Below are 20,539 nucleotides of genomic sequence, written 5' to 3'. Positions count from 1 at the left end.
CTCAATCAGTTTATTCAATCATTTTTCTTGTCTAGCATCAGGACTTCACTGAGGTTGATTTCGGTGACGTATTTGGTGGCACCATCTTTTTCGTATTTGCGATTGACTAGTTTGCCTTGTATCGCTACTTCGCTGCCTTTCTTTAGATAGGTGTTGATGGTCTGGGCTTTCTTTCCCCATGCCACCACATGATGCCATTGTGTGTCGGTCACCTTCTCACCTTGATTGTTGGTGTAGCTCTCGTTGGTCGCCAGCGAAAATGTGGTCATTTGTTTTCCGCTATCGAAGTTTCTCAATTCTGGATCGTTGCCTAATCTACCAATTAGTTGTACGTGATTTTTTAAAGTATTCATGATGTTTAATAATTAAGTGATTAAAGATTTCACCTTTAGTGGTAGATGAAATTGTCGTTTGACAAAACAAAGGTGAGAAAGGGGTGCAAGTGGATTCGGTTGTTAAACGATTGTAGTCGATTTTATTCGATTGTAACCGTTTGTTGTTGTTTATGTTTCAGATATTCAGTAGTTTGTGATTATGACTGAAACGACCAACCCCCGGCTATGTCCCGAGTGTGAAAGACCTGTTTTTGGTAGAGCGGATAAGAAGTTCTGTTCGGATGCTTGCCGAAACGCCTATAACAACCGAAGCAATTCGGATGCTGTCAACCTCGTTAGAAACATCAATAATACCTTGAGGAAGAATCGCAGGATCCTGCTTGATTTGAACCCGGATGGTAAAACCAAATTACCGAAGAGTAAGCTCTTGCAAAAAGGATTCGATTTTGAATATCACACAAGTATATACACTACTAAATCAGGCCAACAATATAGGTATTGTTATGATCAGGGCTACTTGTTGTTAGACGATGACTTTGTCTTGCTGATTGTCAAAAAGGATTTTAATTAAATCATCCTTCCTTTCAAGTCGTTCAGGATGTCTGAAAGATCCATCTTTTCAGTCAATCCGTCTAGACGCTTCATCGCTTCTCTCAAAGTTTTTTGATAGTCTTTGCTTTGAGGGTTGTAGGGGGCGTGATGCATTTCGCTCAGCATGTCCTCGATGTACAAGATGTCCTCTTTGATATCTTTATGAAAATAAGCTTCAACGAATTTTTTGAAGATATAATCCGTAGCTAATTCATTTGGGTGGATCAGATCCTTTTGATAGAACTGATAGCCTCTCAGATCTCCAAGTAGGAATTCATAGGCAGGAAAGTACTTGACATAAGGAAATTCATTGACAATCATATGAGCTGCCAGTCGAAGTACTGATTTGCTGACGGCATTGAGTGTTAGGGTGTCTTTGGTATGTTGTACTGGGCTGACCACCAGGATGATGTTTTTAATTCCATTCAGGGACTTGTATATCTGTCTGAAACTATCAACGATCGTTTGTGGGGACAGCAATTCCTTGGAAAACAATTTCTGATCGGCCCTATGGCAATTTGCTACGATTTTTTTATTGCTGTTTAGCTTGTAGACAAATGCCGAACCCAGAGTAAGTATGAGGTAGTCGCTTTTTTTGAAATAGTCATGCGTTTCATCAACCTTCTCTTGAAGGCTGTTGATGAGCTCTGCACGAGTTTCATAGTTCTGCTTTGGGTGAAAATCAAAATGGTTCCAGTAGCCTTCTTTTTCGGTCACGAAATTTTGATTGATGTCAGTCCTTTCGGCAGTGAATCGAATCAAATTGAATAGCGAAACCGGGTTGTAAATCGTCCCATAGGGATTGCTAACAATGTTGAAGTTATACTTGGCCAAAGGATCGGACAGAGCTCGTGTAAAGCCAGAACCCATAGATAAGATTTTAGAGTCATACTCTATTTTATCGGGGTTTTCATCAATATATAGTTCGGTCCTGAAATGTGTCATTTGGGTAAGGATTTTTCCTAATTTAAAAGAAAATTATCACATTATACTGGATGTAAATCTATTTGTTTCAGTGCTTTGTGATCTAATATGGATTTTCTCCTTGTTTCAATTGATAACTCTGTCGTGCGATTTCGAATTCCTCGTTAGTTGGGATCACCAAAACCTTCACCTTTCCATTTTGAATTTCACGGAGTTCTTTGCTTCGAATTTGGTTTGCAGTCTCGTCGATGGAGATGCCAAATGCCTCAAGTCCCTGGCAGCTGTTGGCTCTAGTGGCAGCATCATTTTCTCCGACTCCCGCAGTGAATACGATCGCGTCCAGGCCGCCTAGAGCAGCTATATAAGAACCGATGTATTTTTTGATGCGGTAGCTGTACATGTCCAAAGCCGTTTGTGCTGCTGAGTCCCCGTTTGCGGCTCTTTCATTGATGTTGCGAAGGTCATTGTCTCCAGTGAGGCCTTTCATACCGCTCTTTTTGTTTAGGATGTTTTTGATCTCTTCGATTTCATATCCCTGCTCTAGGAGGTAGAATATGACCGAAGGGTCGATATCCCCAGATCGTGTGCCCATGATGAGGCCAGAGAGGGGGCCTAGTCCCATGGAGGTGTCGATGCACTTTCCATCTTTAATAGCCGCCATACTACAGCCATTGCCCAGATGAATGGTGATGATTTTACTCTCTTGATTGGCCAGTCCGAGATGCTCTATGGCCTGTCGCGACACGAATCGGTGAGAGGTGCCATGGAAGCCATAGACTCTGGTTCCGTACTTCTTGTACAGCTCCTCGGGTATAGCAAAGCGATAGGCCGATTCTGGAATCGTAGAATGAAAGGCTGTATCAAAGACTGCATATTGTTTTGCCGCTTCAAAGACTTTTTCTGCCACTTCGATACCTTGCAGGTTCGCTGGGTTGTGCAAAGGAGCAAGTGGGATCAGGTCTCTGATTTTGTTTTTCACTTCTTCGTCTATCAGTGTAGTAGCACTGAAGCTTTCCCCTCCATGAACAACACGGTGTCCAACCGCATCTATTTCTTCTGGAGAGGAGATAATGGCCAATTTAGGATCCATCAAACTTTTGGCGACCTGATTCAGGGCGTCTTTATGGTCTGAGAATGGAGCCTGAATAGCAATGGATTCTTCTCCAGCTGTTATTTCTAGATTCCCTTCCTTTTCCCCGATTTTTTCAACCAGTCCTGCACAGAGGACTTCCCCTTCAGGCATATTGAATAGTTGGAACTTCAGTGAAGAACTGCCGGAATTCAAAACCAATATTTTCATGCGTGTTCTATGTTTTAGTCTAAGTAGTAGGAGATCGTGAGTCTCTTGATAATTAATTCGTGTTTTGTGATTGGATGGCCGTGATGATTACCGTGTTGACGATATCCTCTACAGTACATCCTCTACTCAAGTCATTTACCGGTTTGTTGAGTCCTTGTAATACCGGTCCTATGGCTATGGCGCCAGTTTCCCGCTGTACAGCCTTATAAGTATTGTTGCCCGTATTCAGATCAGGGAAGATCAATACAGTGGCCTGACCCGCAACCTCAGAATCTGGCATTTTCTTCTTGCCTACCTCTGGATCCACCGCAGCATCATATTGGATCGGCCCTTCGATCATCATATGAGGTGCCAATTCCTTGGCAATGGCTGTGGCTTTTCTCACCTTTTCGACTTCCTCGCCTTTTCCAGATGATCCGGAAGAGTAAGATAGCATGGCTACTCTTGGTTCCACCCCAAAGGCTTTGGCTGTTTCGGCAGATGAAACCGCTATCTCAGCCAATTGTTCGGCTGTAGGATTAGGGTTGACTGCACAGTCACCATAGACCAAGACACGGTGCTCCAGGCACATGAAGAAGACTGAAGAGACCACTTTGATACCCGGTTTTGTTTTGACGAACTGGAGGGCAGGTCTGATGGTGTGCTGCGTCGTGTTGACTGCACCAGATACCATGCCATCAGCATCTCCCATTTGTACCATCATGGTGCCAAAATAGGATACATCGTTCATCAGGTCTTCTGCTATTTCCATAGTGATGCCTTTGGCCTTTCTGTATTCGAAAAGCTGATTGACATACTTCTTGAAGTTAGGGGAAGAGGCAGGAGCCATCACATGCACCTTGTCCAAATCCAGGTTGAGACCCATCGTTTTGATTTTGTTGATGACTTCCTCTGGATTTCTATATAGGAGCGTTAGTTCGACAATGTTCATGGCTTGAAGCTGCTCTGCTGCTCTCAATATGCGTTCGTCATTTCCCTCCGGTAAAACGATGTGCATCTTGTTAGAGTAAGCCATTTGGTTCAGGCTGTATTTGAACATCTTTGGTGTCATCCCTCTCGGTTTGACACTGATGATTTTGTTTTCCAGATTGGTCGCGTCGATCTGATCATTGAAATACTTCAGAGCCAATTTGATTTTGTCTGGGTTCTCGAGAGACAAATTGGATTTTACGTTGTTTAGATCGATCGCAGTTTGAAAGGTGTTAGGTGTCACCTTCAAAATAGGGACTGTAGTCTCCAGCCCTTTCAATAGATGATAAATCGGCTCAGGTAGATCAAATCCACCTGTCAGGATGATGGCAGAGATGTTGGGGAAGTTCTTAGACTGGTGAGCTTGCAAGGCTCCCATGATAATCTCTGCACGGTCAGCGGAAGCCACCACGGCACAATTTTCCGTCAGGAAGGTCAGGTAGTTAGAAAGCGTCATACCAGCTACAGAGTATCGACTGACGATCTGCTTGTGCATGTACTCCGTACCAAATAGTATTTTGGCGTTGATTTGCTCTGCAATCTCTGCAACACTTGGACTACTCAAGATGCTGTTGTCTGGGATAACGGACAGCTCTTTGTTTTTACCTGTTCCCCCTAGTTTCTTTTTCAAGGTAGCTTTAAAGGATTCGGCTGTCGTTTCTTCAACGCGGTTGATGATAGCACCTATTACCTCACACTCTTCTTCTTCGAAGGAATCCAGTGCAAATTTGAGTGCGCTCGTTGCTTCCTCAGGGCTTTTGTTTTGACCCGTACCTACGATGAGAATCGGGCTACCCAGGTTTTTGGCAATGGCCGCATTCAGTTCAAATTCAAAAGCTATGTTCTCACCAACAAAGTCGGTTCCCTCTACGAGGATGAAGTCATACTTTTGTTCTAGTTTTTTGTATTGCTCCAGTATCTGATCAATTACTTTTTCGAACTGACCTGATCCTAACATATTGTTGACCTGATCACCTGAAAAGACATAGGTGTCTTCATAATCTTGATCCAGATTGAAATAGGACAGAATTAGTTCGGTATGATAATCCCTTCTTTTTTGTTTGCCTTTGATGATGGGGCGGAAGTATCCAATTTTTGAAGTCTTTCTTAAAAGAAGCTCCATCAAGCCTAATGAAATGAGAGATTTACCTGTATTGGGTTCTATTGTCGAAATAAAAACAGAATTTGACATTTGTTATTTGGGGTTGTTTTCCTTGTTGGTTGCAAGGTTAGAGCGAAAATAATTAAGTTTAGGTGACGTAGATCACACCTTGGTCTAATGAATATCAGGAGCAAGATATTAACTAATTAGGAATAATTCTATGAAGAAAATAGTGGTTTTGACTGGTGCTGGGATTAGCGCCGAGAGCGGTATCCGTACCTTTAGAGATTCCAATGGGCTGTGGGAAGGACATGATGTAATGGAGGTGGCCTCTCCACAGGGCTGGGACAGGAACCCTGAGCTGGTATTGGATTTTTACAATCAAAGGAGAAAACAAGCCTTGACTGCCGAGCCTAATGAAGGCCATCTGGCTTTGGTAGACCTGGAGAAAGATTTTGAAGTTAGCATCGTGACTCAAAATGTAGATAACCTACATGAGAAAGCGGGTTCTAAGTACGTGATCCATCTTCATGGGGAGCTATTCAAGTCCCGAAGTACAGCGGACGAAAGGCTGGTGTATGATATGGAAGGATGGGAGCTCAACTGGGGCGATACCTGTGAGAAGGGCGCGCAACTCAGGCCTCATATTGTTTGGTTTGGCGAGATGGTACCTATGATGGAAGCAGGTATCAGGGAGGCTATGGATGCAGATATTTTTATGGTGGTCGGGACCTCTTTGGTAGTCTATCCTGCGGCTAGTCTGCTGCAGTATGCCAAGTTAAATATTCCCAAGTTTGTCATTGATCCGGCTATGCCGGAGTTGCCCAGTTATAAGCAACTTTATTGCTACGAAGAAAAGGCCAGCACAGGTGTGGTGAAGGCGATAGAGAAAATTCGCAAGGATTTTGGTTGAAAGTTCAAAAACGGGCAGGTTCTTCTGCCTTTTCGCAGTTAGCTGTTTGTGTTATAGTGTTTTTGCGTAAAATTATAGGATTTAGTACCTATAAATGCCTGATATTAAGGTGTTTCGTGTTGTGTTCTTGAATTAATTTTTTATATTCACAGTGAGAAAAATTATTACTACCTATAAAAGCAATTTTATAGACCTTAATCTACCATACAGCTATGTCGTCAAACTTAGAGTTACGCAGTACTTATTTCTACACAGAGGGATTGGGTTCGAGTTCAGTTTCGAGTCCATCTAATATCTATGGTCGGTCCTCAGCTGCGGATTCAACCATTGAAGAAAAGCCGTCTGAGAAAAATAAGTTCGCCGTGGCAACTCACATGAGTCAGGCCATTCATTTGGGTCTGGGTCGTGAGCTCTCTACACTCACCAGTAACTACAGTCAACAGAAGTTGGCTTCTAAAATCAATACTACTTTAGAAGCACTGGGCAAACTTTCTCTAGAGCACGCTGCTAACGAGGTAGTTGGTTTTGATCTGAATGAAAAGAGAAGTTTTGATGAATCGGTAAATACTAAGATTTGTATCCGATCAGGATCACACAAAGGACATGCCATCGTTCATATTCCTTCTTTCATTCCGAAAAACGACATCAAGGTTCCTGCTGAAGCAACTAACTTCAAAATCGAGGCGAGATTGGTAGCCGTTTCTGATTTTGTGAGAAAGTCGGAGGTGTTTGAAATGCTGGCGCCTAAATCGGATGGTAAGTTTGGTAGTTTTGAATCACAAATGCTTCCTATTTTGAAGACTTCTACGCAACCAATGACTGCTCATTTGAGATTGTTGGAAAGCGGCCCGATCTCTCAAAATGCTTCTACCGCATTGATATTGGCAGTGAAGTTTTACAAGTATGCGGACAAGAAATTTGAAAGTCTCGAAGAAGAGGCCTTGATATCTGTCAGAAACATATTCTGATTCGATCAACCTCCAATAGTTGACATAGATTCGGTGATGCCAGCATCGTTTTGGCGATTGGCTTCTGCTATGATTCCGTCTTTTTCTTTCTTTTTTACAGTGCTGATCAGTGTTTCTTTGATTTGATCATCAGATGTCCCCGATCTCATCAGCTCTTTTAGATCCAGTACCCCATTATCATAAAGACAATTTTTGATTGTACCGGTAGCGGTCAGTCGTATGCGGTTGCAACCGTGGCAGAAGCTTCGACTATAGGCTGCAATGATGCCTATGCTGCCGTTGAGCTCTGGCGAAGTATATTGAGTAGCTGGGGCATGCGGATCTCCCTGGATAGCTGTCAAATTGGGATAGTGTGATCGGAGCGTCTCGAGGATTTGGGGAGCACTCCAGATTTTTGACTGCTGTGTCTCACTACCGTTAAAGGGCATCTCCTCGATGAATCGTACTTCGATGTTTTTGTGACGGGCCAGTTCGGCCATGCTGATGATTTCACCTTCATTTTTACCATTCATCACTACCATGTTGATTTTGGTATGAATACCGTGCGAGAGTAGGGCGTCCAAGGTACTCATGACCTTTTGGTATTCGTTTCTCCTGGTGATCCGAAAGAAGTTTTCTGGATCCAGGCTGTCCAGACTCAAATTGACATGGTTAATCCCTAGCTCTTTCATCTCAGGTATAAACGACTCTGTCAATACCCCATTGGTGGTGATGTTGAGCGATTCGATACCTTCTATGGCTTTAATGCCCTTTAATAGATGCATCAGGTCTTTTCTAATGAAAGGTTCACCGCCTGTGATTCTGACTTTTTTGACTCCTAGTGACGAGAATATTTGCGTTAGCCTCAATATCTCCTCATAAGTGAGCAATTCCTTTTTAGGAAGGTAATGGATTCCCTCTTCGGGCATGCAATAGAAACAGCGCAGGTTGCAGCGATCGGTGATGGCTATCCTTAGGTAGTCCATCTGTCTGCCCCAGTTGTCGGTGAGTATGTGCTGCTGTTTTTGCAATTGCTTTAGTTTTGGATCGCCTGTGGGTTAGGAAAGCTGTCTGACTCATCTTCGTCGGGTCGCTTGTGAAGGCATTGAAAATCTTTCTCTACCAAGATTTTGAGATCCGAACCTTCCTCGTTTCTGAAACCAACATTCTCTGGATTTAACCAGGCTTTGGCCTCTGAAGTAGGAACGAAGATGATGATCTCATTGTTTTCAAAACTTGAGTCGATCTTAGAAATACCCTCCTTGATTGCAAGGGTGTATACTAAACTTTGGTTTCCAAAATCAGTGCGCCCCGAAACCTTTCCCGTTTGCTCAAACTGATCTACTTCACTTTGGCTCACTCTTAACCTGATGGAGTTGTTTAGTATTCTTAATTTCATGCTTAAAATTACTGTTTCTTTGAGCTTTCGTCTAAAGAAGCTGTCATTTTGTTGCCATTTTTCCTGATATATGACCATCCTATTAAAGATGATTATATATTTGACTTCAAATATTGCTTATGACCATTACCATTTTAGCTTTTGGGATTGCCCGGGATTTGTTTGGGGATAGGACGATCAAACTGGATCTGAAAGGAGGAGAGACTGTGGCTGAAGTTATGTCTTTGCTCAAGGACAGATATGAGGGGTTAAAGCAGCTCAAATCCGTGGTGCTGGCTGTCAATGAAGATTATGTAGAAGATGATTATCAAATCAAAAGTGGGGATGAACTGGCGATCATACCTCCGGTGAGTGGCGGATGATTCAGATTGTAAACCATAAGATAGATACGCTGGCCCTGATCGAATCGGTCAAAGACGATGGGGGAGGAGCCATAGATGTTTTCATAGGGACGACTCGCAACCAAACCAAAGGCAAAAAGGTACTGCGTCTGGACTTTGAAGCCTACGAACCCATGGCGATCAAGGAGCTGCAGAAGATTGCAGACCGTGCCTGTAGCCAATGGGGCATTTTGAATTATGCGATCGTGCATCGGGTAGGAACAGTAGAGATCGGTGAGGAGGCAGTGGTCATCGCCGTGTCGACTCCTCATCGGGAGCATGCCTTTCAGGCCTGTAAATTCATCATTGACGAACTTAAGAAAACAGTACCGATCTGGAAAAAGGAAATCTTCGAGGATGGAGAGGTCTGGGTAGCGGCGCACCCGTGAGAGTTCAAAGTTGAAAGTGAAAAGCAGAAAGAGGGCGTGTGATCCATCATACGAATTAGGGTTCTAGCTCTAGCGTCCGCTTGGGCTTATCTGGTAATGATTTATTTCCTTCAAGGTATTTGGTTTTGTCCAAAATGATACACTACTGGAAAGAGACCAGCTGTTGGTCAATTTGACATACACGGATATTAGTATATTTCTTGGTTTTAGGTGTATTGCGGAGGTAGGGAGGTGATTGGTGTCATCTGCATTTATAGTATAGTTCGGTTTAATTCTTATCTTAGGCTGGGAAAATTTTCAAGAAAGAAGAAATTGAACGGATTTAAAAAGGGATGATATGAAAATCATCATAGTCGCAGAGAATCTTATCAGCAAAGTTAATTCTATGATAAAATTTACCATTTTTATCAGTTAAGGATATGTAGCTAAGTGATTTATGAGTTTGGGTCGGAGTTGAATATAATTTGTAGAAGTCAGAAACCAATTTAACTTGGTCATAATTTTTGCACCAGATGAGAGGTTGAAGCGACATATTGCTCTTAAGAAGAATCTCTTTGGATTTTAATTTATCCATGACTTTCTTTTCAATCAATCTTTTTAGGAGGGGTTGGGTTAAACTCTTTCTTTGTTCTAAATGAATATTAACAACTTCAATTAAAAATTGATCATTTAATGATTCGGAACTGAAAAGGAAGTCTGCTGAGATGTTTTTATTGTCAAATACTTTTTCCTCAACTTTAATAAGTTTGAAATCTGTATTGATTTTGTAAAAGTATAAAACGGCTAATTCTCCGATAAAATTAAGGTAGTCTTTTTCAAGTTGAATCAAAATGCTTTTCAAAGTCCCACCTAGCATATTTCGTTCTTGATAAGACAACAAATGAAAAAGATCATTAAACAGTTGATCATAAAAGTCGAATTGTGCTGCACCCAGCCCATCTCCTGTAACTTGGCTCTTCATGATGCTAAAGAATGTGGCTTCACGAGTAATTAGAGTTTGAGTTTCAGCAAATTCTTCCTTGGCTTTCTGTATATACTCTTCAAAGATCTGATTTATTCTATTCCAAGAGATGTTGTTGTTTCCCAAAAGTTGTAGGAAACTTGGCATATGCTGCTCTAAAGCAGCTTTGATATTATAGGGTGATTGTGACAAAAAGTATTGATTCTGTATAGGCTAAATTATTTTTGTTTTTGATTACCCAATCTCCTTCACCGCTTGTTCATACTCCTCTGGGGTATTTACATTTCTGAGCACAGAGGCGTCTTCCAGCTTTACCAATTCGATATCCGTGTTGATTAGTACCTTTCTTGGGCAGGAGTATCCTTGACTCAAGAACTGTAGCAACAAGGGATAAGCTCTTGGTTCCCAGATTGTGATCAATGGCTCTGGAAAATCCGTCTCCGGATTGTAAAACGCTGTGGCTACTTTCGAGGGGTTACGCTTCGATATCAAAAGCTCCAGAACCGATTCGTCCAAAAAAGGTTGGTCGCTGGCAGTTACCAGCCAGGCGCGATTAGGGTTGCTGCGAAAGGCCGATAAGATGGCACCATACGGCCCCAATCCTACAAAGCTATCCTTGATGCAGGCCTCGTTTTCTTCCTGATCCTCCCTTATAGAATAGTAGGTCTCCTGGGATAATTGTGATAGCAGATCGTACATGTGTTCTTTCTGCGCCTTGCCATGGTATGCTATCAGGGTTTTGTCCTTTTGCATACGCTCACTTTTACCTCCGGCCAGTACCAGCCCATTGATAAGAGCCATACTAGAACTTAGGTAGTGTTTAACCCAGTCGATGAGTGCCTTCTCGTCTGCGAGAGAATGACATGGGACGTCTTCCTCTTGCTTTGATAGATGCTCTTTGAGATAATCAGGGATGGCTGTCTGGCTTTCGGTGGTCAGGATCAAAGCGACATGGGTCAGTTTGTGAAGCTTCTTCTCCAGTGGCTTTTTGGGATCCAAAACTACAATTTGCTGTTTAGCTGGGAAGTGATTGCCATTGACGATGACCAGATCCATCTGATCAAAATAAGGCCTGAACAACCAGGGATTCATCTCCCCCTGATGATCAAAACGATGGAAATCAATCTTGTCGACATATTCCATGGTATTGCCTTTAGCCAGTGTGCTGCCTGTCAAATTGCTTTGATCATCTGCACTTTTGTGGTCTGCATCCGCATAGGCGATTTTGTAATCTGAGGATAGTGATTGACTAATTATGTTCGCAATTTTCTTGATTTCTCCACATGGAGTGCCTAGGATGGAAAATTCGTTTCTGGCGAACTCTCCAAAATTTGGCTTGGCGATTTTGGCGTGCTTTTGATGTTTTTTAGTCATGATGAAAAAAGTCTTTTTTGCCTCCAGTTTTTTCTAATAGTCGTGTCTCCGAGATTACGATGTTGTGAGAGAGCGCTTTGCACATGTCGTAGATGGTAAGGGCAGCTACACTGGCCCCCGTCAGTGCTTCCATTTCCACACCAGTACGAGAGGCGATCCGGCAGGTACATTTGATGATGATCTCCTTCTCCTGAACCTGAATGTCTATATCGCAGGCATCCAGCCCAATAGGGTGGCATAGCGGGATCAATTCGCCGGTTTTTTTGGCTGCCATGGTACCCGCAATGATGGCTGTTTGAAAGACTGGTCCTTTTTTGGATTGAATGTCGCCGTCTTTGAACAAGGCCAGAATTTCATCGCTCACCTGCACCTTAGATCTGGCGGTTGCACTGCGTTTGGTGATGCTTTTGTCAGATACATCTACCATCGCTGGGTCATTGTTTTTGTCGATGTGAGAAAGTCCTTGTGGATTCGATTCAGCCATGCCTGTGAAAGTATTAATTTTATCCAAAATTATAAGATCAGGATATGATTAGTGTCGAAGAAGCCAGAAATATTATCCATTCGGTTGCGGTAGACTGGGGAAAAGAAGAAGTAGAACTCCATGAGAGCATAGGACGTGTCCTGGCTGAAGAGGTTGGTGCAGACAGAGATTTTCCGCCTTTTGATCGTGTGACCATGGATGGTGTTGCGATTCGATCTGAAGATTACAATCGGGGGCAGCGCAGGTTCGAATGTGTAGGCGAGCAATATGCTGGCGAGTCTGCTTTGGCCGTGCAGGAGGCCAATACCTGTATTGAAATCATGACAGGTGCAATCTTAGGGGAAGGTGTAGACGTGGTGGTGAGATACGAAGATGTTGAGTTCGTCGAGGAGGAAGGGAGGCGTTTCGCGGTTCTTCCGGAATTGGAGATACCTGCATATAAAAATGTTCACCTTCAGGGATCGGATCACCAAAAAGGGGAGGTGCTGCTGAAGGAGGGTGCCATCATACACGCAGGCACTGTAGCGATACTGGCGACTGTAGGCATGTCCCGAGTGCAAGTGAAAGCCTTGCCCAAAGTAGCCGTGATATCTACGGGGGATGAGTTGGTGGATGTAAACGAAACGCCAAAAGATTTCCAGATCAGAAAGTCCAATGTTGGGATGATTCAAGCATCACTAAAGGCGTTGAATGTGCCTTGTCAGGCGTTTCATTTGATGGATGATAAAGAAGAGTTGAGATTGGAACTCAGTAAAATACTGAGACAGTTTGACGTGGTTTTATTAAGTGGGGGCGTGTCTAAAGGTAAGGCAGATTATTTACCTGAAATTTTGGAGGAACTGGGAGTGGTCAAGCACTTTCACTGTGTGGCTCAGCGACCGGGTAAGCCCTTTTGGTTTGGCTCTATTGCAAACGAAACAGTCGTTTTTGCCTTTCCAGGTAATCCGATTTCTACTCTTGCCTGTTACCGTTATTATTTTTTAGAGTGGATGCAGTCGCAGTTGAAAGAGAGTAAGCAGATGATAGAAGCGGAGTTGACTGAGGATTTTTCTTTTAAACCTGATTTGGGGTATTTCTTGCAAGTAGAGGTGAGCTGTGTCGATGGTGTATTCCTCGCTACTCCAAAGCCAGGGAATGGTTCGGGGGATTTAGCTAATCTGGCTGAGATCAGTGGTTTTTTGTATTTGCCAGCTGGTAAGTCTGTTTATAAAAAAAGGGAAAGATATTTCTATTTTTCCCTTTAATCTCTTCTGTCATTTTCCTAGAGCAAATAACTGCGTCCCTTCGAAGGGATTGCTAGTAAGCACGTTTTCCTGGCAACCTAAAAAACTCAAAAAGAGAATATAGGCTAACAGGCTGAAAATGAACTTTAGTGACTTTTTGATCGATTTCATATATTATCCTATTGCTGATGAACGGTATGGTACAAATGCCATGCCTAAAAATAAAATAATAATCTGTCCCGATTTTCTCGCTGCTGTCAGCCATGCTTTACTGACTTTGCAAAAGTAAGCTAATTATGTAAACTCACCTATCTTCACTTGTGGATATATTTCTGCATAGGTCTTGATCTTGTCTTGGCTCACCCTTCTGTAGACATGGTGTCTCTTGATCTTGTGGGTATCGTCTACTCCTGTGGATCCCATAAACTCCACAAAGCTATGTACAGTTTCATTTTGGAATTTGGCCACTCGGTTGATTTTATCTTCTACATCCAGCCCCTTCATGAGATGATTTTTTTGAGTAGCAATGCCTGTAGGACAATTGTTGTTGTTGCATTCGAGGGCTTGTATACATCCTAGTGCAAGCATCATACCTCTGGCGCTATAGCATGCATCTGCTCCCAGCGCAAAGAGTCTAAACATATGGAATCCCGAGAGAATCTTGCCGGACGCAAAAAGCTTGATGTCCTTTCTTAGGTCATAGCCTCTCAATGTATCATGTACAAATGCCAGTCCGTCGCGTAGGGGCATACCGATGCTGTTTGAGAACTCAAGTGGAGCGGCTCCTGTTCCTCCTTCCCCACCATCTATGGTGATGAAATCAGGTTTGATGCCTGTATTTGTCATTGCGATACATAGGTCTATAAACTCCAGTTTGTTGCCTACGCAGAGCTTGAATCCTACGGGCTTTCCATCAGATAAGTCTCGCAATTTTTTGACGAAATCCATCATCTCGATGGGATTTTTGAATTCCTTGTGGGTAGGAGGCGAGTCCACGCGGGTGTGAGGCTTGACGTGTCTGATGGCCGCTATTTCTGGCGTGTTTTTTTCTGCTGGTAAAATTCCTCCATGACCGGGTTTTGCCCCTTGCGATAGTTTGATTTCGATCATTTTCACACTTTCTAACAGTGCTTTTTCTTTGAATTTTTCTCCATTGAAGGTTCCATCTTCATTTCTACACCCAAAGTACCCGGTGCCTATTTGCCAGATAAGGTCTCCTCCGTATTGAAGGTGGTAAGGGCTGATGCTCCCTTCGCCTGTGTTGTGAGCAAAGTTTCCCTTTTTTGCACCTCCATTGAGAGCCAGGATTGCATTTTTGCTCAGTGCTCCGAAACTCATAGCAGATACATTGAAGATACTGGCATTGTAGGGTCGCTTGCAATCAGGCCCGCCAACCAGGGTGCGAGGATGAGGATCCAGATCCTTTGCATCCAGTGCCATAATGGAGTGATTGGCCCATTCGTAACCCGTTCGGTACACGTCCATTTTGGTGCCAAAAGGATTGGTTGAGAGCACTCCTTTTGCTCTTTGGTAGACGATGGATCTAAACATCCTGTTGATGGGTGTGCCATCTGTTTCTGACTCTATGAAATACTGGTAGATCTTAGGTCTAAGGTCTTCCATTAGGTATCGACCGATGCCCAGGACAGGGAAGTTTCTTCTCAAGGTGTGTTTCTTTTGAAGCAAATCGACGACTCCCTGAAAGATAATCGGGACAATCAGGATCAATGACCATAAGATCGGAGGCCAAAAGAGATAGGTAACTCCTACACCAATTAATAATAAAATAGAACCAACAATGAACTTGCTACGCATAGGTATCGGATTTGATTTTTCTAAGATTGAAATTAATCAAAATTCGGGTCTCTTCATTTTTTTCGAAGAAAAATGAATGAAATGAGAAATTTCTCAAGAGAGATGCAACCCTGTATTAAATTGTTGGTCATTGGTATAGAATTTCGAAACTTAATTGAAACAGGCAACTAGTCATAAGGATATCCACTATGAATGGGTCGAATTGCTTCGGGTAAACGATCGAACAGCTCAGTATGAGATCTATCGATTGTATTCCAAAGCAATGTTGAACACCTCTTTTCGAATGCTCCAAGATTTGGCAGAGGCAGAAGATGTGGTTCAGGAGGCTTTTGTTAAGGCCTTTAATGGAATTGACAAGTTCAGAGGAGAATCCACTTTTGGTTCCTGGTTGAAAAGAATTGTAGTAAATGGAGCACTGAATGTCATCAAAAAGAGAAAAGAGATGGCGGATGTGGACGAAATCGAAGATAGGCCAGATGCTGACGAGTCTTTGGATTATTCGGAGGTGAGTGTGGATCAGGTGAAAGCAGCAGTAGCAGATCTGCCCGAGGGATTTAGAATGGTTTTTACGCTATATCTAATTGAAGGCTATGATCACAAAGAGATTGCAGAAATATTAGGAATAAGTGAGTCAACCAGCAAGTCGCAATTCAATCGGGCCAAGGCTAAGTTGAAAGTGATTTTAAAAAACAGGTACAACTATGAAAGATAGTATCGAAGATTTTGTAAAGAAGCACAGGTCAGAGTTTGATGACTTAGAACCCAGGGCCTCTATGTGGGATCAGATAGAATCCCAGCTGGATCAGAATAAGGAGATTCCGATTGAGCCAAAAAGGAATTACCTGTGGATGTGGAAAGCAGCGGCTGTGGTTTTTGTCTGTATGACGATCGGACTTCTAGTGGAGAGGAATTGGTATACTAATGATTCGACTGAAGTGGCAGAAGTGCAGAAGCAATCCGAAGATATTGAGCAAGTGGAAAGCTACTATTCCGGACTGATCGAAAAGAGGAAAGCTGAGATTCGACTGGCAATGGAACGAAAAGACATGGTAGACGAGGAGCTGCTAAGTGATTTGGATGGCCTGGATAGTATGTACCAGGACCTGAAAAATGAGCTAAAAAGAAACAAGAATAATGAAAAGGTGGTGAACGCAATGATTAGAAACCTTCAGTTAAGAGTCGAAATTCTAAACAAACAATTGGAGATTTTAGATCAATTAGTGAAATACGAAGAAGATGAAAAAATTAGCATATAGTATCATAGTGATGTTTTTGTTCGTCGGACTGACGGACCTGATCGCAAAGAATAATGTTGAGAAAAGGAAAACAATCCAGAAGTCCTATACGGTCAAGGAATTTGTAAAACTCAGTATTGACAACAGTTTTGGGAGGGTGCACATCAATACTACTAATAGTAACAAGATAGATGTGAAGATTGAAATCATTGCGAAAAGGAAAACCGAGGAAAGAGCTCTGGAGTTGCTGAAACTAATCAATGTCAATATTGAGGAAACTGGAAGCATGATCTCATTCGAGACGGATATCAATGGGAGTTTGAATAATAAGAACACCGAGAGCTTTGAGATCAACTATACGGTAAGTATGCCTATGAAAAACCCGCTTTACGTCAAGAATAGTTTTGGCGACACCTATCTGTCGGATTTGGATGGCGATGCAGAACTCAAGATTGCTTACGGAGATGTGAAAACAGAAACCTTGAATGGAACCAGTAAAATCAAGCTCTCTTTTGGAGATGGACACTTCAAATATGTGAAAACCGGCGAAGTGGAGGTGAAATATTCGGATGCTACCTTTGATAAAATGGGAATCGTAAAGTTTGAACAAGGCTTCAGTGACGTGGAGATCGGAATTGCCCAGACGCTGGATATGACTAGTAAATATGGTGATTTAGAAATCGGTAAAATCGATGGAATCAGGGGGTACATAGGGTATTCAGACCTATCGATTGGCTACCTCACTGTGGAGGCTGATTTGGAAGCGAGCTATGCTGGAGGATTCGAAATAGATCAGATTGCCAAAGGGTTCAAATCTGTAAAGATGGAAGGGAAGTTCAGTAGCTTCGAGCTAGAGTTCGAGTCTGGAACCAATGGGACTTTTGAAGCCAGAGTGAAATATGGTGATTTTGATTACTCAGACGACCAAATTGAGTTGAACTACAGAAATAAATCGGACAACAAAGCCGAATACCGTGGAACGATTGGTAATGGTCAAGGAGGACATGTAGAAATCATTACCAGCTACGGCAATATCGAATTGGATTGATCAGTAATGGCTGGACAAGTTGAATTCTACTTCAGCTGAGTCCAGCAATTTTCCTTCTTCACACTTCAATATCCTTTCTGGATGGTCTTCAATGAACTTGTGATTGTGAGTAGCCATCAGAATAGCCGTACCGCTTCTGTTGATTTCTTTGAAGAGGCTGAAGATTCCATTAGACACTTCAGGGTCGAGATTACCTGTTGGCTCATCTGCAAATAGAATCACAGGCTCATTGATCAAGGCACGGGCAATTACTACACGCTGCTGCTCTCCACCAGAAAGTTGGTGAGGCATCTTGTCAGCTGCAGCTCCCAGGCCTACTCTCATGAGGACTTCTGCCAATCTGGACTTTATTTTGGTGCGGTCTTTCCAGCCAGTAGCGCGCATCACGAAGGTGAGGTTTTCAGTTACCGTACGATCAGGAAAGAGTTGAAAGTCCTGGAAGATGATCCCAATCTTTCTACGAAGGAAAGGGATGTCTTTGTTCTTTATTTTTTTGAGGTTGTATCCTGCCACATCGATGGCTCCACTCGCTATGGGTAAGTCGGCATATAGGCATTTGAGCAAAGATGATTTTCCACTGCCTGTACGACCAACCAAAAAAACGAATTCTCCTTTTTCTATTCTGAAATTAATGTCGCTAAGAACTTTGTGATCCTCCTGATAGATATTGGCTTCACTTACTTCTACTACTGGGCGACTGTCTAATTCCATTTGCTAAAGATTTAAGGGCTGAATCTTACCATAGGGTAAGGAATCAATGATTTTTTTTAATTCTTCCTCTTTTCCATCCAAACCATATTTGTCAAGTTTCTTGAGTGGACGGTCTGCACGAAAATAGGCAATTAGAACAAAATCATCATCTCTGAGCTGAATATAATCAGGAATTTTGGCTTTTCCTTTGACTTTGATGATGTGCATGCGTAGCGGGGGATGCTTTAAAAGAAAAAGTGGCAAACCAATATCGCACCGCTACGACTATCTACCCTTGCTTCCTTCCAGACCTGGGGGAGTTCGATAGGAGCTGGTCGTATCGATTTGCCGCTGCAAAACTAGTTTGATTTTTTCTGTTTGCTAATATTCTTCGAAATATTTTCTGAATAAATATCAATATTGGCAACCTATCCGTTTAGCTGTTGTCTTTAGGACAAAATAATCGACTAACTAACAATTGAATGAAGTATCTACTGACTATAACCTTAGCCTTTATTTTTGTTTATGGCTCTACCGATGAGCTTTTAGCAGCAGATTTTAACCTGACACTTTTGCAGGATACTACTGTTAATCAAAAAGATTCCGTGATCATTCAAAAGGCTGACGTGCCTGAGGAAACGGAGGAACTGGAAGAATCCGAACCGGTAATTGTTTCTGTGGATACTTTGAAAAAAGACAGTACCAAACAGGAGGCGATTGTGGTGAAGTACTATCAGGCCGTAGATCCTCCGATAGTGGAAGAGCCACAACCTGTAGTAGAACCGGAACCAGAGCCAGCCGTAGTAGAAGAAGAGCCTAAAAAGGAAGAAAAGAAAAAGGGAGAGATTAGAACTTTGACAGGATCGTCTCATCATGGGGGCGGTTTTTTTGGGCTTGGAGTTAAAATGTCAGAATTTCAGAATAAGTCACTCGCCATGGGTGGAATCAGAGCCGCCTGGATAATCAACAGGACTTTAAGTTTTGGGGTGGACGCTTGGGGGGTCATCCCGAGTACAGAGTATACCGATATCCCAAACCCTAATAATTATGATTTGAATTTAGTAGGAGGCTATGGCGGTGTTTTCCTAGAACCTATTTTGTTTTCTAACCAGGTGATTCATTTGACCTTCCCTGTGTCTTCAGGTGCGGGTTGGTTGGGGTATATTCCTAATATTTATGGCGATCAATCTTCGGATCAGTTGATTGATCAGGATGTTTTCTGGTACGTGGAGCCGGGAGCCGCCGTAGAGTTGAACATTTCCAGAAATTTTCGACTGAATTTTGCTGTATCAAAACGATTTACGCAAGATTTGGATCTGATTGGAGCGGAGGATGCAGGATTCGATGAGTTGAATTATACCTTGTCCATGAAAATCGGACGCTTCTAAAAATATAGATGAGGCTGTCTCAAAAGTCTGACTTTGTCATGCCAGTCTGCCGACAAGCTCTATATGACAAGATTTAATAATTTGAATCTTTCGAGACAGCCTCTTTACTTTCTTAATCCCAAAGAGGAGAAGGGTATAACCCGTCTTTTACGTATTGCTGTATGGATTCTGCAGCAGTGAATTTGTCCTCCTGATAGGTCACGCCGAACCATTTAGCTGAAGAATGAAGTACATGCACCTCGATCATTCCTTTTTTGATCATTTGATCAATTACCGAAGGAATTTGAAACTCATCTACAGACAAATCTTTTGCACTCGTAAGGAAGTCTGAAAATTGTTTTTGCATTTCCTCAAATAGGTTGTTTTGAAACCCCCAGAAATTCATAGAAGCTAATCCTTCTGTGATTTCGTTGTTACTCTCATCTAATATTTTTCCGTCCTTCGAGTGAATCCCATGAGTCTCCTTGATGGATGCGAGTTTGCCATCCTTGTCGCTGATAGAGATGCCGCGCGATACGGTTCCGTTTTTCGAAAGCGTGTTCTCTAATTCGTATCCTACCATGCTATACTGATGTGGTTCAGTATGTGTGCTAAGGAAATCAGCCATCGTTTTGAAAGCTTCAGGTCCATAAAAGTCATCTGCATTGATCATGGCAAAGCTGCCTTTGATGAAATCCCCTGCACTCATGATGGCATGGGCAGTCCCCCAGGGTTTAGTTCTGGCAGATTGAATATGATGTGGAATCATATCGATGTATAGATCTTGATAGGCGTATGATACCCGGGTCTTTACTTCTGGCATTTTGTCTATCAAAGTCATGGTCTCTTCTTCCACTTCCTTGTTGATGACCAAAACAACCTCTTCAAAGCCATTTTTCAGGGCGTCATAAATACTGTATTCCATTATGGTCTCACCATTGGGTCCCATAGGGAATACCTGTTTGGCACCACCAAATCTGCTGCCTCTACCTGCAGCTAATATCAAGAGAGTAGGTTTCATTCTTATTTTTTAGAGTTCGAAGTTTGAAGAGCAAGTATAACAATTACTACAGCAAGATGGGAGTGATCTACT

23 protein-coding genes and 1 other RNA gene are annotated in these 20,539 nt (G+C 42.6%); 10 read left to right on the top strand and 14 right to left on the bottom strand.

Annotated elements, in window-relative coordinates; all coding sequences use genetic code 11:
• Positions 1 to 14 precede the first annotated feature (14 nt).
• Positions 15 to 353 carry a single-stranded DNA-binding protein gene (locus N7U62_RS09725; RefSeq protein ID WP_264137772.1) on the bottom strand — a complete coding sequence of 113 codons (339 nt, stop codon included), beginning with the start codon at positions 351 to 353 and terminating at the stop codon, positions 15 to 17.
• A gap of 181 nt (positions 354 to 534) precedes the next feature.
• Here N7U62_RS09725 and N7U62_RS09720 point away from each other — a divergent pair, with 181 nt between their 5' ends.
• On the top strand, positions 535 to 906 hold the full coding sequence (locus N7U62_RS09720; protein ID WP_264137771.1) for a DNA gyrase inhibitor YacG: 372 nt from the start codon (positions 535 to 537) through the stop codon (positions 904 to 906).
• Here the strand turns inward: N7U62_RS09720 and N7U62_RS09715 are convergent.
• From N7U62_RS09715 to pta, 3 genes are all read right to left on the bottom strand, one after another.
• Positions 903 to 1,871: a GSCFA domain-containing protein gene (locus N7U62_RS09715; RefSeq protein ID WP_264137770.1), complete on the bottom strand. Its 969-nt coding sequence runs from the start codon at positions 1,869 to 1,871 to the stop codon at positions 903 to 905. The two genes, N7U62_RS09720 and N7U62_RS09715, sit on opposite strands and share 4 nt — an antisense overlap.
• 82 nt (positions 1,872 to 1,953) lie before the next feature.
• Positions 1,954 to 3,150 (bottom strand): acetate/propionate family kinase, encoded by a 1,197-nt coding sequence (locus N7U62_RS09710; protein ID WP_264137769.1) that lies wholly within the window; start codon positions 3,148 to 3,150, stop codon positions 1,954 to 1,956.
• A 52-nt stretch (positions 3,151 to 3,202) separates the two neighbouring features.
• Complete coding sequence (gene pta, locus N7U62_RS09705; protein WP_264137768.1) at positions 3,203 to 5,311, bottom strand: phosphate acetyltransferase; 2,109 nt, start codon at positions 5,309 to 5,311, stop codon at positions 3,203 to 3,205.
• Positions 5,312 to 5,441: 130 nt separating this feature from the next.
• Between pta and N7U62_RS09700 the strand changes: the two genes are divergently transcribed.
• Complete coding sequence (locus N7U62_RS09700; RefSeq protein ID WP_264137767.1) at positions 5,442 to 6,134, top strand: SIR2 family NAD-dependent protein deacylase; 693 nt, start codon at positions 5,442 to 5,444, stop codon at positions 6,132 to 6,134.
• A gap of 212 nt (positions 6,135 to 6,346) precedes the next feature.
• Positions 6,347 to 7,102: a hypothetical protein gene (locus N7U62_RS09695; protein WP_264137766.1), complete on the top strand. Its 756-nt coding sequence runs from the start codon at positions 6,347 to 6,349 to the stop codon at positions 7,100 to 7,102.
• A 5-nt stretch (positions 7,103 to 7,107) separates the two neighbouring features.
• On the opposite strand, the gene moaA is transcribed toward N7U62_RS09695, so the two are convergent.
• Positions 7,108 to 8,112, bottom strand: coding sequence for a GTP 3',8-cyclase MoaA (moaA, locus tag N7U62_RS09690; protein ID WP_264137765.1), 1,005 nt, complete (start codon positions 8,110 to 8,112; stop codon positions 7,108 to 7,110).
• A 5-nt stretch (positions 8,113 to 8,117) separates the two neighbouring features.
• Entirely contained in the window at positions 8,118 to 8,480 is a 363-nt protein-coding gene (locus N7U62_RS09685; RefSeq protein ID WP_264137764.1) for a DUF7009 family protein, read from the bottom strand.
• Between the two features lie 119 nt (positions 8,481 to 8,599).
• On the opposite strand from N7U62_RS09685, the gene moaD reads away from it, so the two are divergent.
• Both moaD and N7U62_RS09675 read left to right on the top strand, forming a co-directional pair.
• Positions 8,600 to 8,842, top strand: a complete 243-nt coding sequence (gene moaD, locus N7U62_RS09680) for a molybdopterin converting factor subunit 1 (protein ID WP_264137763.1) — start codon at positions 8,600 to 8,602, stop codon at positions 8,840 to 8,842.
• Positions 8,839 to 9,249, top strand: a complete 411-nt coding sequence (locus tag N7U62_RS09675) for a molybdenum cofactor biosynthesis protein MoaE (RefSeq protein WP_264137762.1) — start codon at positions 8,839 to 8,841, stop codon at positions 9,247 to 9,249. The genes moaD and N7U62_RS09675 overlap by 4 nt, the downstream gene beginning before the upstream one ends.
• A 322-nt stretch (positions 9,250 to 9,571) precedes the next feature.
• On the opposite strand, the gene N7U62_RS09670 is transcribed toward N7U62_RS09675, so the two are convergent.
• Genes N7U62_RS09670 through moaC form a run of 3 tightly spaced genes read right to left on the bottom strand, consistent with a single transcriptional unit; the run spans position 9,572 to position 12,068 of the window.
• A complete protein-coding gene (locus tag N7U62_RS09670; RefSeq protein WP_264137761.1) occupies positions 9,572 to 10,402 on the bottom strand; it encodes a hypothetical protein in 831 nt (276 codons plus the stop codon).
• Between the two features lie 42 nt (positions 10,403 to 10,444).
• A complete protein-coding gene (locus N7U62_RS09665; protein ID WP_264137760.1) occupies positions 10,445 to 11,584 on the bottom strand; it encodes an NTP transferase domain-containing protein in 1,140 nt (379 codons plus the stop codon).
• Positions 11,577 to 12,068, bottom strand: coding sequence for a cyclic pyranopterin monophosphate synthase MoaC (gene moaC, locus N7U62_RS09660; RefSeq protein WP_264137759.1), 492 nt, complete (start codon positions 12,066 to 12,068; stop codon positions 11,577 to 11,579). Before moaC ends, N7U62_RS09665 begins: the two co-directional genes overlap by 8 nt.
• Positions 12,069 to 12,112: 44 nt before the next feature.
• On the opposite strand from moaC, the gene N7U62_RS09655 reads away from it, so the two are divergent.
• Positions 12,113 to 13,312, top strand: a complete 1,200-nt coding sequence (locus tag N7U62_RS09655) for a molybdopterin molybdotransferase MoeA (protein WP_264137758.1) — start codon at positions 12,113 to 12,115, stop codon at positions 13,310 to 13,312.
• A gap of 273 nt (positions 13,313 to 13,585) precedes the next feature.
• Here N7U62_RS09655 and N7U62_RS09650 read toward each other — a convergent pair whose 3' ends face one another.
• A complete protein-coding gene (locus N7U62_RS09650) occupies positions 13,586 to 15,106 on the bottom strand; it encodes an FMN-binding glutamate synthase family protein (protein ID WP_264137757.1) in 1,521 nt (506 codons plus the stop codon).
• Positions 15,107 to 15,260: 154 nt separating this feature from the next.
• On the opposite strand from N7U62_RS09650, the gene N7U62_RS09645 reads away from it, so the two are divergent.
• Genes N7U62_RS09645 through N7U62_RS09635 form a run of 3 tightly spaced genes read left to right on the top strand, consistent with a single transcriptional unit; the run spans position 15,261 to position 17,389 of the window.
• A complete protein-coding gene (locus N7U62_RS09645) occupies positions 15,261 to 15,818 on the top strand; it encodes an RNA polymerase sigma factor (protein WP_264137756.1) in 558 nt (185 codons plus the stop codon).
• Positions 15,808 to 16,362, top strand: a complete 555-nt coding sequence (locus tag N7U62_RS09640; RefSeq protein WP_264137755.1) for a hypothetical protein — start codon at positions 15,808 to 15,810, stop codon at positions 16,360 to 16,362. Before N7U62_RS09645 ends, N7U62_RS09640 begins: the two co-directional genes overlap by 11 nt.
• The gene (locus N7U62_RS09635) at positions 16,343 to 17,389 is read left to right on the top strand and encodes a DUF4097 family beta strand repeat-containing protein (protein ID WP_264137754.1); all 1,047 of its coding nucleotides are present in this window, start codon (positions 16,343 to 16,345) and stop codon (positions 17,387 to 17,389) included. The genes N7U62_RS09640 and N7U62_RS09635 overlap by 20 nt, the downstream gene beginning before the upstream one ends.
• Here N7U62_RS09635 and N7U62_RS09630 read toward each other — a convergent pair whose 3' ends face one another.
• The 3 genes from N7U62_RS09630 to ffs form a co-directional block, all read right to left on the bottom strand.
• Positions 17,390 to 18,100 carry a cell division ATP-binding protein FtsE gene (locus tag N7U62_RS09630; RefSeq protein WP_264137753.1) on the bottom strand — a complete coding sequence of 237 codons (711 nt, stop codon included), beginning with the start codon at positions 18,098 to 18,100 and terminating at the stop codon, positions 17,390 to 17,392.
• A 3-nt stretch (positions 18,101 to 18,103) separates the two neighbouring features.
• Positions 18,104 to 18,307, bottom strand: coding sequence for a fructose-6-phosphate aldolase (locus tag N7U62_RS09625; protein ID WP_264137752.1), 204 nt, complete (start codon positions 18,305 to 18,307; stop codon positions 18,104 to 18,106).
• A 26-nt stretch (positions 18,308 to 18,333) separates the two neighbouring features.
• Positions 18,334 to 18,431: signal recognition particle sRNA small type (ffs, locus tag N7U62_RS09620), an RNA gene on the bottom strand.
• A gap of 130 nt (positions 18,432 to 18,561) precedes the next feature.
• On the opposite strand from ffs, the gene N7U62_RS09615 reads away from it, so the two are divergent.
• The gene (locus N7U62_RS09615; RefSeq protein ID WP_264137751.1) at positions 18,562 to 19,467 is read left to right on the top strand and encodes a hypothetical protein; all 906 of its coding nucleotides are present in this window, start codon (positions 18,562 to 18,564) and stop codon (positions 19,465 to 19,467) included.
• A gap of 112 nt (positions 19,468 to 19,579) precedes the next feature.
• On the opposite strand, the gene N7U62_RS09610 is transcribed toward N7U62_RS09615, so the two are convergent.
• Complete coding sequence (locus N7U62_RS09610; protein ID WP_264137750.1) at positions 19,580 to 20,467, bottom strand: nucleotidyltransferase family protein; 888 nt, start codon at positions 20,465 to 20,467, stop codon at positions 19,580 to 19,582.
• Between the last annotated feature and the right edge of the window lie 72 nt (positions 20,468 to 20,539).

The sequence above is a fragment of the Reichenbachiella ulvae genome (assembly GCF_025833875.1).
In the GTDB taxonomy this organism is placed as follows: Bacteria; Bacteroidota; Bacteroidia; order Cytophagales; family Cyclobacteriaceae; genus Reichenbachiella; species Reichenbachiella ulvae.
This window is presented reverse-complemented; position numbering and strand designations above follow the sequence as displayed.

Excerpts from the sequence above, each read along its gene's own strand:
- N7U62_RS09725 (WP_264137772.1), bottom strand. The coding sequence starts at position 353 with ATGAATACTTTAAAAAATCACGTACAACTAATTGGTAGATTAGGCAAC.
- N7U62_RS09720 (WP_264137771.1), top strand. The coding sequence starts at position 535 with ATGACTGAAACGACCAACCCCCGGCTATGTCCCGAGTGTGAAAGACCT.
- N7U62_RS09715 (WP_264137770.1), bottom strand. The coding sequence starts at position 1,871 with ATGACACATTTCAGGACCGAACTATATATTGATGAAAACCCCGATAAA.
- N7U62_RS09710 (WP_264137769.1), bottom strand. The coding sequence starts at position 3,150 with ATGAAAATATTGGTTTTGAATTCCGGCAGTTCTTCACTGAAGTTCCAA.
- pta (WP_264137768.1), bottom strand. The coding sequence starts at position 5,311 with ATGTCAAATTCTGTTTTTATTTCGACAATAGAACCCAATACAGGTAAA.
- N7U62_RS09700 (WP_264137767.1), top strand. The coding sequence starts at position 5,442 with ATGAAGAAAATAGTGGTTTTGACTGGTGCTGGGATTAGCGCCGAGAGC.
- N7U62_RS09695 (WP_264137766.1), top strand. The coding sequence starts at position 6,347 with ATGTCGTCAAACTTAGAGTTACGCAGTACTTATTTCTACACAGAGGGA.
- N7U62_RS09685 (WP_264137764.1), bottom strand. The coding sequence starts at position 8,480 with ATGAAATTAAGAATACTAAACAACTCCATCAGGTTAAGAGTGAGCCAA.
- moaD (WP_264137763.1), top strand. The coding sequence starts at position 8,600 with ATGACCATTACCATTTTAGCTTTTGGGATTGCCCGGGATTTGTTTGGG.
- N7U62_RS09675 (WP_264137762.1), top strand. The coding sequence starts at position 8,839 with ATGATTCAGATTGTAAACCATAAGATAGATACGCTGGCCCTGATCGAA.
- N7U62_RS09665 (WP_264137760.1), bottom strand. The coding sequence starts at position 11,584 with ATGACTAAAAAACATCAAAAGCACGCCAAAATCGCCAAGCCAAATTTT.
- moaC (WP_264137759.1), bottom strand. The coding sequence starts at position 12,068 with ATGGCTGAATCGAATCCACAAGGACTTTCTCACATCGACAAAAACAAT.
- N7U62_RS09655 (WP_264137758.1), top strand. The coding sequence starts at position 12,113 with ATGATTAGTGTCGAAGAAGCCAGAAATATTATCCATTCGGTTGCGGTA.
- N7U62_RS09650 (WP_264137757.1), bottom strand. The coding sequence starts at position 15,106 with ATGCGTAGCAAGTTCATTGTTGGTTCTATTTTATTATTAATTGGTGTA.
- N7U62_RS09640 (WP_264137755.1), top strand. The coding sequence starts at position 15,808 with ATGAAAGATAGTATCGAAGATTTTGTAAAGAAGCACAGGTCAGAGTTT.
- N7U62_RS09635 (WP_264137754.1), top strand. The coding sequence starts at position 16,343 with ATGAAAAAATTAGCATATAGTATCATAGTGATGTTTTTGTTCGTCGGA.
- N7U62_RS09630 (WP_264137753.1), bottom strand. The coding sequence starts at position 18,100 with ATGGAATTAGACAGTCGCCCAGTAGTAGAAGTAAGTGAAGCCAATATC.
- N7U62_RS09625 (WP_264137752.1), bottom strand. The coding sequence starts at position 18,307 with ATGCACATCATCAAAGTCAAAGGAAAAGCCAAAATTCCTGATTATATT.
- N7U62_RS09615 (WP_264137751.1), top strand. The coding sequence starts at position 18,562 with ATGAAGTATCTACTGACTATAACCTTAGCCTTTATTTTTGTTTATGGC.
- N7U62_RS09610 (WP_264137750.1), bottom strand. The coding sequence starts at position 20,467 with ATGAAACCTACTCTCTTGATATTAGCTGCAGGTAGAGGCAGCAGATTT.